This is a genomic window from Trichocoleus sp. FACHB-40 (genome assembly GCF_014695915.1).
Classification (GTDB): Bacteria; Cyanobacteriota; Cyanobacteriia; order Cyanobacteriales; family FACHB-T130; genus Funiculus; species Funiculus sociatus.
On the sequence record NZ_JACJPF010000046.1, the window covers coordinates 192536 to 204109 of the forward strand.

10 protein-coding genes and 1 pseudogene are annotated in these 11574 nt (G+C 45.5%); 8 read left to right on the plus strand and 3 right to left on the minus strand.

All coding sequences use genetic code 11. The annotated features are described in order from the left end of the window. Nucleotides 1-80 precede the first annotated feature (80 nt). The 3 genes and pseudogenes from H6F63_RS29330 (at nt 81) to H6F63_RS09815 (ending at nt 3573) form a co-directional block, all read left to right on the plus strand. Entirely contained in the window at nt 81-1937 is a 1857-nt protein-coding gene (locus tag H6F63_RS29330; RefSeq protein WP_199297903.1) for a diguanylate cyclase, read from the plus strand. A gap of 179 nt (nt 1938-2116) precedes the next feature. Further along, complete coding sequence (locus H6F63_RS09810; protein WP_190636863.1) at nt 2117-2263, plus strand: hypothetical protein; 147 nt, start codon at nt 2117-2119, stop codon at nt 2261-2263. 14 nt (nt 2264-2277) lie between these two features. Next, nucleotides 2278-3573, plus strand: a pseudogene (locus H6F63_RS09815) (adenylate/guanylate cyclase domain-containing protein). A 130-nt stretch (nt 3574-3703) separates the two neighbouring features. Here H6F63_RS09815 and raiA read toward each other — a convergent pair. Beyond that, complete coding sequence (gene raiA / locus H6F63_RS09820) at nt 3704-4357, minus strand: ribosome-associated translation inhibitor RaiA (protein ID WP_190636865.1); 654 nt, start codon at nt 4355-4357, stop codon at nt 3704-3706. Nucleotides 4358-4521: 164 nt separating this feature from the next. On the opposite strand from raiA, the gene H6F63_RS09825 reads away from it, so the two are divergent. Further along, on the plus strand, nt 4522-4677 hold the full coding sequence (locus H6F63_RS09825; RefSeq protein ID WP_190636866.1) for a hypothetical protein: 156 nt from the start codon (nt 4522-4524) through the stop codon (nt 4675-4677). Between the two features lie 185 nt (nt 4678-4862). Then, nucleotides 4863-5531 carry a lipoyl(octanoyl) transferase LipB gene (gene lipB, locus H6F63_RS09830; protein ID WP_190636869.1) on the plus strand — a complete coding sequence of 223 codons (669 nt, stop codon included), beginning with the start codon at nt 4863-4865 and terminating at the stop codon, nt 5529-5531. Between the two features lie 30 nt (nt 5532-5561). Here the strand turns inward: lipB and H6F63_RS09835 are convergent, their stop codons facing one another. Next, nucleotides 5562-6542: an FHA domain-containing protein gene (locus H6F63_RS09835; protein ID WP_190636871.1), complete on the minus strand. Its 981-nt coding sequence runs from the start codon at nt 6540-6542 to the stop codon at nt 5562-5564. Nucleotides 6543-6684: 142 nt separating this feature from the next. Next, the gene (locus tag H6F63_RS09840) at nt 6685-7326 is read right to left on the minus strand and encodes a DUF3120 domain-containing protein (protein ID WP_347269410.1); all 642 of its coding nucleotides are present in this window, start codon (nt 7324-7326) and stop codon (nt 6685-6687) included. 335 nt (nt 7327-7661) lie between these two features. On the opposite strand from H6F63_RS09840, the gene H6F63_RS09845 reads away from it, so the two are divergent. The 3 genes from H6F63_RS09845 to H6F63_RS09855 all read left to right on the plus strand — a co-directional run bounded on the left by H6F63_RS09845 (nt 7662) and on the right by H6F63_RS09855 (nt 11453). Then, nucleotides 7662-8627: an undecaprenyl-diphosphate phosphatase gene (locus H6F63_RS09845; RefSeq protein ID WP_190636872.1), complete on the plus strand. Its 966-nt coding sequence runs from the start codon at nt 7662-7664 to the stop codon at nt 8625-8627. 56 nt (nt 8628-8683) lie between these two features. Beyond that, a complete protein-coding gene (locus tag H6F63_RS09850; protein WP_190636874.1) occupies nt 8684-10015 on the plus strand; it encodes a TIGR03279 family radical SAM protein in 1332 nt (443 codons plus the stop codon). Nucleotides 10016-10133: 118 nt separating this feature from the next. Continuing rightward, nucleotides 10134-11453, plus strand: coding sequence for a glycosyl hydrolase (locus H6F63_RS09855; protein WP_190636876.1), 1320 nt, complete (start codon nt 10134-10136; stop codon nt 11451-11453). The last annotated feature ends 121 nt before the right edge of the window (nt 11454-11574 follow it).

An 11574-nucleotide genomic window follows, 5' to 3' on the forward strand; every position in this document is an offset into this window, starting at 1 on the left:
AGGAACGAGGATAAATAAAGTCTCCTTTTGTTTCTTGCTAATTCAGGATTTGCGTAATACTACTACCAAAAGTTGTAATTATGTTTACAAGTTCGGTAAATCCGTATTTTAAAAAACTCTTAGCACCCCGACGCATTGAGTATTTAGCGTTAGATCGGAAATTGAGCATTTTAGATACATCTTTGAACGTGCATAGGTTTGCCGAGCAACCAGATGAGGTAGTAAAGGGTAAGGATGTCCGTCTTGGTTTCCCGGAATTAATCGGACTTGAAGAAGTTTTCAGCGAAATATTGTCAGGAGAAAAGCAGAATTTCGATCTAAAAGGTATTGCCCGATCTTCAAATAATGGCTCTCTTCTATATATTGATATTTCTGTGAGCAAATACCAATATAACGAAGAAGACTTAGAAGACTGGTTAATTATCTTCTTTGATGATGTAACCGAAAAAATGTCCATGACGCAAAAATTGGTGCAGAGAACAAACGAAGCCAATCTTTTAGTTAGCGCTTTAACGAGTTCTAAAAATTATATAGATAAAATTATTACGTCAATTGCTGAAGTTTTGTTGGTAACAACAGCATCAGGAAAGATAAAAGCTATAAATAAAGCTGCGAAAGATTTATTCGGTTATAGCGAAAAAGAATTAATTAATAAGCAAATTTGTCAGATTATTACGGACAATAATTTTTTCGAGAAAGCACGGTTACTGTATCCTTTATCTCCTGGTGAATTATTAAAGGATGTGGAAGTAATTTGTAAGACAAAAAATGGTAAAGACATTGTTGTAGCATTTTCCTGTTCAGCTATTGAGACTGACATAGAGGACTTACAAGATTTTGTTTATATCGGGCGGGACATCACCCAGCGCAAGCTAACAGAAGCAGCCGTACAACAGGCAAACGAAAAACTCACCATCTGGGTTAATGAATTAGAACAGCGCAACCGAGAGATTACCCTACTTAGCGAACTAAGTGAATTACTCCAAGCTTGTTTGAGTGTTGAGGAAGCTTACACCGTCATTGTCCAGATGATGGAGCCGCTTTTCCCGGATACGGTGGGTGGAGTTTTTATGATTCATGCCTCAAAACAGCTGGTTGAGGCGGTGGCGACTTGGGGTGAAGAAGCGGGAACTGAAGTTTATACAAGCCAGAAATTGTTCTCAACTCATGAGTGCTGGGCGTTGCGGCGGGGGCGATCGCATTTCCTAACCAACACCCACAACCGTATGCTCTGCAAGCATTTGCACCCAAACCTGCCCCCTGCTGAATATGGCTGCATCCCGATGATGGCGCAGGGCGAAGCGATAGGAATGTTGTATGTAAGTCCTTTAGAAAAAGAACGATTAACCGAAGCCAAACAACGGCTGGCTGTCACCGTAGCTCAACACATTGCTCTTGCTTTGGCGAACCTAAGATTGCGGGAAATCCTGAAAAATCAGAGTATTCGCGATCCGCTTACGGATCTTTTTAATCGGCGTTACCTGAAAGAATCCCTAGAGCAGGAGATTCATCGCGCCAGGTGCAAGCAGCAACCACTAGGCATCATCATCCTCGATATTGACGACTTTAAGAAATTTAATGACACTTATGGTCACGAGGCAGGCGATGCGGTGCTGCGGGAAGTGGGTTTATTTTTACAAAAAAATATCCGCAAAGGCGATATTGCCTGCCGTTATGGGGGCGAGGAGTTCACGCTAATTTTACCAGAGGCACCTCTAGATGTCGTCCTCGAACGAGCGCAGCAACTTCGGGAAAAAATTAAGCAACTTCAGGTAAAGTATCACGGTCAACCTTTGGGTACCATCACCCTCTCGCTGGGGGTCGCTTGTTTCCCAGAACACGGTTTGACGGCATCAGAAACGATCCAAGCTGCTGATATGGCGTTGTATCAGGCTAAGACTCAAGGGCGCGATCGCGTCTGCGTCTGTGGCTCTTAGCAGCTTAGAGCGTTATGTATGCTACAAAAAGTAGTTAATAGTCAAGAGTTCTAAGTTATTAGCTAGGAACTAATGACTAATGACTCTTCAGCCTTTTGCCTTGAATTATGAATTCCCTGTTTAAAAAATTTTTGGTTACACATAGCATGGAGTACCTAACACTTGATCGGGAGTTGATCGTGTTAGAGACATCCGAGGGAGCGCAACGTTTTGCCGAGCAACCCCAGGAGTTCGGAGCGGGTAAGGATGTCCGCCTGGGATTTCCGGAACTGATAGGAGCTGAAAATTATCTGATGGCTGTCTTTGAAGGGCAGGGGAGTTTATAGAGTCTACTAAAAAGATTACCTTTGCGCCAGGGGTAGGTTTGCCCGGTCGCGTTTGGGCATCGCGATCGCCCTTGTGGATTAGCGATGTGGTCAATGATGCTAAATTTGAGCGATCGCATATCGCATCTCGTACCCAAATCCACGGAGCATTTGGGTTTCCTATCCAAAGCGGCGGTGAAGTTTTTGGGGTGATGACTTTCTTTAGCCGCGACAAACAGATGCCCGATGAAGATTTGCTTCAGATGATGATGGCTATTGGTAGCCAACTCGGTCAATTTATCCAGAGTAAGCGAGCAGAAGCCGCGCAACAGGAGAGCGAAGCAAGATATCGAGATTTGTTTGAAAATGCCAACGGCTTAATTCAGAGCGTCGCTCCAAATGGTAATTTTTTGTATGTTAATCATGCTTGGCGAGAAACTTTGGGATATAGCGAAGCTGAAATTGCTCAGATGAAGGTATTTGACGTTATTCATCCAGATTGTTTAGAACAATGTTTGGATAATTTCCAGAGGGTGATGTCTGGAGAAAAAATTGGTCAAATTAAAGTCGAATTTATTACTAAAAATGGCGAAAAAATATCGCTAGAAGGAAGCGTAAACTGTAAGTTAGTAAATGGAAAAACCGTTGCGACAAGGGCGATTCTTCGAGATATAACTGAGCGTTTAGCCGCAGAAGAAGCACTACGCTATCAACAGGAACAAACCGAACGCCTGTTGCTAAATATCTTACCCCAGCCAATTGCCGAACGCCTGAAACGGCAGGAAAACACTATTGCGGAAAACTTTTCCAATGTCACGGTTATGTTTGCCGATTTGGTTGGTTTTACAGAGTTTTCAACTAAAGTTTCGCCGACAGAACTGGTAGAGATACTTAATGTTATTTTCTCGGAGTTTGACCAGCTTGCTGAACAACACGGCTTAGAGAAAATTAAGACGATTGGAGACGCTTATATGGTGGTGGGGGGTATTCCTCATCCGCTGGGGAACCACGCAAGCGCGATCGCACAAATGGCACTCAATATGCAAACTGCGATCGCTCAATTTAGCCGGGAAACTGGGCAAGCTTTGAGTATGCGGATTATCCACACCGGGCCTGTGGTTGCAGGTGTGATTGGCACGAAAGGGGAGACACGGTGAATATTGCGTCGCATGGAATCACACGGTTTACCTGGTCATATTCAGGTGACAGCAGCCACCTACGAACTCTTGCGGGAGCAATATTTATTTGAGGAACGGGAACCGATCCAAGTTAAGGGTAAAGGAAAAATCACTACTTACCTGCTACAAGGCAAAATTACTGCTAATGACTAATTTCACGTTCCCAGGCGGAGTTTGGGAACGCGAAATTAGAGGCTGACTTTTATACTTTCTTGCCCCTGAAGGGGAGGCAGAGCCTCCCTAGGCACGTTCCCAGTCAGAGACTAGAAACGAGAAACTTGACTTAACCTTTTGCAGTGGACTTCTCTGGTGTCGCACTGTTGCCGTGAGCAGTTTTCCCATTTTTGTGATTAGTGTGTCCGTTGCCGTTACGCGGCAGAATCACTCCATAACCACCGTGGTTGCGTTCATAAATCACGTTAATCTCGCCGGTTTCGGCATTGCGAAACATATAGAAGTCGTGATCCACCAGCTGCAATTGTTCCAAAGCTTCATCTGTAGTCATCGGCGGCATGGCAAAATATTTGGTACGCACAACTTCTGTGGGGAGTTCGGGAGTGCGATCGCCTATTAGATCCGGTGCCACTGGTACTTCTTCTACCACTACGGCAGTTTTAGGCTGAGCTTGGGTTTTCTGATCCAGCCGTTTTTCTTTATATTTCCGCAGGTTTCGAGCAATTTTATCAGCAACCAAGTCAATACTAGCGTATAGGTTATCGCTGCTTTCTTCGGCGCGGATCACTGTGCCATTAGCGTAAATAGTTACTTCAGCCGCCTGTTTGGGATTTATCCGGGGATTGCGGGCTACTGATAGATGCACATTTACTTCTGTTGTCAAATTCTGAAAGTGGTTCACCGCTTTTTCAATCTTTTGATTCACGTACTCGCGAATCGCATCGGTGATTTCAATGTTTTTGCCGTGGATGACAAGCTTCATACCGGATACTCCATAGTGTACCGTATTGGTAAATTAGAAAGCTATAGCAGTTGCCGCTTTCTTCTGTAGCTATTAAATGCCCGTTTTTTGGGTAGACAAGTGTTGAACAGAGGCAAAACTTTTAGGAATATCGAGGTTTTACCCATACCTACAAGGTTACTCGGATGTTCTTGAACAGCGAGCCAGAGCCAGAGGTGTTACCAGCAAGCCGATTGCTCAAAACTACTGTCGATGTTCCTGTTCAGTTATCTCCAGAAAAGCAAGTCCAACTAACGTGTTTTACCCTACGATTGCTCAGCCTTGCTTTGGGATTGTCTTGAAGATGCGTCCTGTTTCAACACTGTCTGCTTATAACTTCAACATTAGCACTTTGTAATGTACACAACAGATGCCTTTGACTTCTCTTCAAAATCCTTTGCATCTTTTGACATTTCTTGATCCCGGTAGGTGAAATATGCAGGAAATTTAAGTCAAATTAGTGTTGATTTTTGCGATAATCTTAAGTATGTCTGAAATTTTTGCCTTAGATTCCCGGCGGCAAGTCTTAATATACAACCGAGGGCTGATGCCCTATGCAGATGCTTGGGAATGGCAGCGATCGCTAGTTACAGAACGCCTCAAGGACCCAAATTGTCAAGATGCGCTGATTTTGCTAGAGCATCCGCCAGTTTATACTCTGGGACAAGGAGCAAGTCTAGAATTTCTCAAATTTGACCCCGCAGCGACCGACTGGGAAGTTTTTCGGGTGGAACGAGGTGGTGAAGTGACATACCACTGTCCCGGTCAGCTAGTCGGCTACCCAATTTTAAATCTGCGACATTATCGCCAAGACCTGCACTGGTATCTGCGGCAGTTAGAAGAGGTATTAATTCGAGTTCTGGATGTTTATGGGTTAAAAGGCGATCGCATTCCCGGTATGACTGGCGTTTGGCTGGAAGGCTGTAAGGTAGCAGCAATTGGCATTAAAGTCAGCCGCTGGATCGCCATGCACGGCTTCGCCTTAAACGTTTGTCCCGACCTCTGCGGCTTCCAGCGCATTGTACCCTGTGGCATTGCCGACAAGCCTGTGGGCAGTTTAGCGCAGTTCCTTCCCACAATTGACCTTAACCAGGTGCGCCTGGATGTGATAGCAGCCTTTGCGGAAGTTTTTGATGTAGAAATTAGGAGTCTGTAGTTCTTAGTCTGCCAATCGTGAAACTTCTACCTACTGACTATTGACCTGCACAAAAGCATCCAGGTCAGCGTATAAACCGGCATAAGTTACAGTGGGCGCGTCATAACCTTTGAGATTAACGGTATATTGCTTAAACCCTGTATCCTTTCCTGCCAAAGTTAAGAGATATTCGTGAGTTGTTTCCCCTATAGCAATATCTAGACCAATTTCCTTGGTGGCAGATTCCAGGCGAAATGCTGCATTCACGGTATCGCCGATTGCGGTATAGTCGGGGCGATCGCCACTGCCAGTGTTACCGACCATAGCATAACCTGTATTAATCCCCGCCCCAATTCGCAGATTAAAGGGCAAAGGATATTTATTACTCAGATCCATAGTTATTTTATGGAGGTCACTCAGTGCCTTACAGATATTTAGCATTTCCTCCTGGGTGACGCCTTGGGAACCATGAAACCAGATTGCCATAACTGCATCGCCAATGTATTTATCCACCCAACTGCCATACTGTCGGATGATATTTCCGGCGTGGCGGAACCAGGTGCCAATCACCGCCGATAAAATCTTTTCATCCAGTTGTCGGGTTAATACAGTGAAGTCGCGGATATCTACTACCATCACTGACATCAGGCGACGGACGTGCAAAGTCGAAGTGAGAGTATCCTTATCTCCAGTCACCGATGACTCATTGTTGCCGGCTGCCGTTGGACAGTGGAACTCTAGATCCGTCTGACCAAAGGTAAGGCGATCGCTATTGCGTAATGTTACAGGAATACTGACTCGTCGCCCATTGACAAAAGACCCGTTACGACTGCCTAAGTCGATTAGGTAAAACTCTCCGGTTTCGGTACACTGCAACATAGCGTGATTTCGGGAAATCCACCGATCCGGCAGCACAAAATTGTTGTCGTCGCTGCGACCAACTGTCCAGCAATTACTACTCACCAACGGGAGATAGCGATTGCCGGAGTCGGTGCGAAGCAGCAGGTAAGGAGTGGGTCGCAGAGTCACCACAGGCTAAAATATTGACGACAAGTCGTTTAGAACTTTTAATTTTTAGCATACTTCCGCCTCTTGAGTGTGCGATCGCGGAACAAGAGCGAAGCTCGACATCCCTGCACTCATAGCTTGAGCATTGGTCAACTTGCAGGTATTTTTAAGCCATAGAGGCAGCTAACCAAAACAGGCTGTCTACCAAAATTGTACTTAATACTGCTCCACCAAATGCCCACCAGTGCAGCTGGCGCGATCGCAAGGGTACTAGACCAACACCCAGAAGAACACCTAACAGAACCATCGCCCAACCTGCACCCCAAGGAGTTTTGACTTGAGCGATCGCAGTTTGAAAAACCAGTGATGCTTCGCTGGGTGCGACTTGCATCAAGGTTCGCCAGTGTGGAATTAAGCCAGCTATGTAGAAGTATATATCTGTTACTGCCGTACCGAACAGCGAGCCGAGATAAAACAGGTTTCCCACCATTCCCCAACGCCGACTTATACACCAAAGGGCAAACGGTAAACCTATTGCCTCTATTGGCAGATGGATTGTGGGTTCCCAGCGCCACCAACCCCAATATATTGATCCAGCTAACCAACTCCAGCTGAACCCCAGCAGCAAGTCTCCCCACAATTTCGTTGAGTCACGCCGCATTAGGGTAATACCCAGCCACACCCAACCTATTGTCATTACTAAACTTAACCCAGGCAGCAGCCGCACTAAGGGAGCCTGAACAAACACTGGCACCGAAACCAGAAACGAGGATGCCGCAAAAATCAACCAAGCTTGACGGGTGCCAATTCCCCAATCAGCAAGAGTCAGAAGGACTTTACCAGGCTGGCTAAGAGTGTCAGAAACGTTAGAAGATGGGTTGGAAGACCAGGTATTGTTAAACAAGATATTATTAATATTCTTTACTTAAGTTTACATCTTTCAATATAACACTGAATATCCCCAGGGGGGGGATACTTAAGATATTAACTTAGTTTTCTTGACAAGAGCAAGTGGGAATTAGGGGTGGGGAGAAGGGGGCTGGTTGTACTGGGGGAGAAGATTAATTAGTAATTAGCAATTAGCAGTTACCAATTAGCAATTACCCACAGTAGATTAGTAGGCGATTGACTATAGAGGAGACTATGGCTTTATCAAAATGTCAGAGGTTCGCGCTTTTGGGTGTAGGTGGATTAAGCAGTGCGATCGCATTTCCTTTAGAAACGCTGACTATGGCGCAAGAATCGGTACCCGCACCCAGTACCACATCCCAGGTAAATATTGTCCAGGCGGCGTTTTTAGGCTTTGTGCAGGGGATGACAGAGTTCTTGCCAATTAGCAGTACAGCGCATTTGAAAGTAGTGCCTGTAGCGCTGGGATGGGGCGATCCGGGGGTTGCTTTTACAGCGGTGATTCAGCTGGGAAGTATTGCCGCCGTGCTGTGGTATTTCTGGCGCGACATCACGCAAATCATCACGGGTGCAGCCAAAGCGATCGCCAGCAAAGATTACCAATCCTACGACTTCCTCATGGCGCTGGGGATAATTCTGGGAACGCTACCGATAGTATTTTTTGGACTACTGATCAAAAAGTTTATTCCCGACTTTGACAACTCACCCCTGCGGAGTTTGACAGCGATCGCGATCGCCTCAATTGTCATGTCCCTCTTGCTAGGCATCGCAGAGCGCGTAGGACAGAAAAAGCGCAACTTTGAGCAACTCCATCTCAAAGATGGTATTTTGATGGGCTTAGCGCAGGCTATGGCGCTAATTCCCGGCGTTTCCCGCTCCGGTTCCACCCTCACCGCAGGGTTATTTATGGGATTAGAACGGGCAACTGCTGCCAGATTTTCCTTTTTATTAGGTATTCCAGCCATTACCATAGCTGGGTTAGTAGAGTTAAAAGGTTTTTTAGAAGAAGGAGTGGGGGATGCGGGGCTGATTTCCTTAATAGTCGGAACCATCAGTTCAGCAATATTTTCATATTTAGCAATCGCCTGGCTGCTGCGCTTCCTGCAAACCCAAAGCACCTGGCTATTTATCTGGTATCGGCTAGCATTTGGAGTAGTAATCCTAGCAGCAATCTATCTCAAACTCATCCCCAATATTTAATAACTCTTTCCTCTACGCCCTCTATTGCCTGAAGTGGTTCGTTTCCTCCCAGTATCATGAGCGAGACATCAATTCGTCCAGCCCTAATAACCAACGTTCTCCCCGACTCCATCGCCGCCGAAATTGGATTTGAACCAGGCGATGCCATAGTTTCCATCAACGGTTCGCGCCCCCGCGACCTCATCGACTACCAGTTTTTGTGCGCTGATGAAGTGCTGGAACTGGAAGTCTTAGACACCACTGGCAAAAGCCACTCAGTAGAAATTGAAAAAGACTACGACGACGACTTAGGGCTAGAATTTGAAACCGCCCTATTTGATGGCTTAATCCAGTGCAATAACCGCTGTCCCTTCTGCTTCATCGACCAGCAACCGCCCGGTAAACGCCAAAGTCTATATTTAAAAGATGATGATTATCGCCTCAGCTTCCTCTATGGCTCATACCTCACCTTAACCAATCTCACCCAACGAGAATGGGACAGAATTGAGCAAATGCGCCTATCCCCTCTCTACGTTTCCGTCCACGCCACCGAACCAGAGGTAAGAACTCGTCTGCTAAAAAATCCCCGCGCTGGGCAAATATTACAACAATTGCAGTGGTTCCAAGAACGGCGTTTGCAAATTCACGCCCAGGTAGTTCTGTGTCCAGGCGTTAACGATGGCGCACATCTGGATACCACCCTGGGGGATTTAGCATCTTTCCACGGGGGGGAAATTCCCACTGTGGCATCTGTGGCGGTGGTGCCAGTAGGGTTAACGCGCTTTCGTCCAGCAGAAGATGAACTGATACCAGTAACGCCCGAAAAAGCCGCTGAAGTAATTTCGCAAGTCCAGACACTGCAAGACAAATTCCGTGTCTCGCTGGGTTCTACCTTCGCTTGGTTAGCCGACGAATGGTTTTTAATTGCAGGGCAGGAGTTGCCAAGCGAATCTCACTATGAAGATTATCCCCAAATTGGCAACGGTGTGGGATCTATTCGCCAGTTTCTCAAGGAATTTCAGCAAGCGGCGAAGAAAATGCTACCGCAACGTATCGAGACACCCAAAAAATTAACTTGGGTAGTTGGCAATGCCGTTGAAAAATCGTTTCAACCTATCGTGCAACGCCTGAATCAAGTTGAAGGACTACAGGTGAATATAGCAGCTAGACATAGCGATTACTGGGGACAAGAAATTAGCGTCACCGGGTTGTTGACGGGTGAAGATTTGCTGAAGTTAAAGGGAAAAGATTTAGGCGATCGCATTCTCCTCCCTTCTGTCATGCTCAAGCATGGAGATACTCGCTTTTTAGACGATATGACTGTTGAAGAACTTGCCCAAGACTTGGGTACACCAATCTTACCCGTCAACGGCATAGAAGAACTAATCCAGGCTTGCATTCACCCTTGATGTGAAGTTCTCCTTCCCAGGTTGAGCCTCACCTATTTTTTTAAGGGCAGGCTCAGCCTCCTATTCTGGGGTTCCCAGTCTGAGACTGTAAACGAGAATAAGTAAGAATAAAAAACTAATGATTTCTATTAAAATTTCTAATTTTTTCTTCTTAGGAATAACCGTTTTAACACTGCCAGTAATTGGTTGCACCACATTATTTGCACCGAAAAAATCTCCGGCTCAAGTAGTAAATACTACAACGGCAACCGTTTCCTCTACGCCAATCCCAAAAACGCTATTTGGGATGCACATTCAAGAACCTACCAAAACTCCTTGGCCTGCTGTTAATGTGGGGGCTTTGCGGGTTTTTGTGCCGTGGTTCTTCATCCAGCCAAACAAAGGTGAGTGGAAATTTAAGATATTAGATAAATATGTTGATTTAGCCGAACAACAGGGAGTTGAAGTTCTTTATGTATTTAACGATACTCCTAAATGGGCAGCAGCACGACCCAATGAGGTAGGAGAGTGGGGAAAAGATTTCCCCGGAGTTGCTTCAGAACCTAAAGATATGGAGGATTGGCGCAACTTTGTAAGAACTGTTGCGACTCGCTACAAAGGTCGCATTCGAGCTTATCAAATCTGGAACGAAACTAATAATAAAAATGATTACAGTGGCTCAATTGAAAAGATGGTACAAATGGCGCAGGAGGCGTACAAAGTTCTCAGAGAAGTTGATACTAATATTATTGTCGTATCTCCGGGCGCGATCGCAGGTTTGGATTTGCCAGGAAATGAAAGCTGGATTTCCCTTGGGGGAGTGGATTGGCTGGATCAATACTTTGCCAAAGGCGCGGCTGCTTACACCGACGTAGTAGGGCCGCACTTGTATTCTATTAAGGAAAAAGCACCAGAAGAACGAGTGCAAACTATTCGGAGAATGCAACAAGTTATGGCTAAGCATAAACTCAGCCATAAGCCTTTGTGGGACACAGAAAATGCCTATGCTAAATTTCCTAACGAACAGCCGTTTACCGATGAAGAAGCAAGAGGTTTTATAGCACGTACTTATATTATTTATTGGGCATCGGGGATTAGTCGTTTCTACTGGTACGCCTGGGATGTAAACACGCAAATTCATCCAAATTGGTTAAAGATGGTGCAGGCGGACAACAAAACTCTTACACCAGCCAGCATTGCCTATAGTGAGGTGCAGAAATGGCTGATAGGTGCGACAATGAAATCTTGTCAACCTGATAGTAATAAAATCTGGATTTGTCAGGTTACGCGAGATAATAATTACACAGGCTGGATTGTGTGGAACCCAGAAGGTAAATTGCCTTTTAAAGTGCCTTCTAATTGGAATATTAAGCAAGTTCGAGATTTAGCTGGAGGTAAATCTACTTTGCTAGCATCAGGTAGTGTGGAAATCGGGCGATCGCCTCTATTATTAGATTAGTTAACCTGCAGGGTTATTTCATTCTAAATAGGTCTTTAAGTATGTTAAGACTAAAGCCAGCGAGACGTTGTGCTTGAGCCATGTTTTGGAAACCATAGCTACGATACAGATTGAGTGCGAA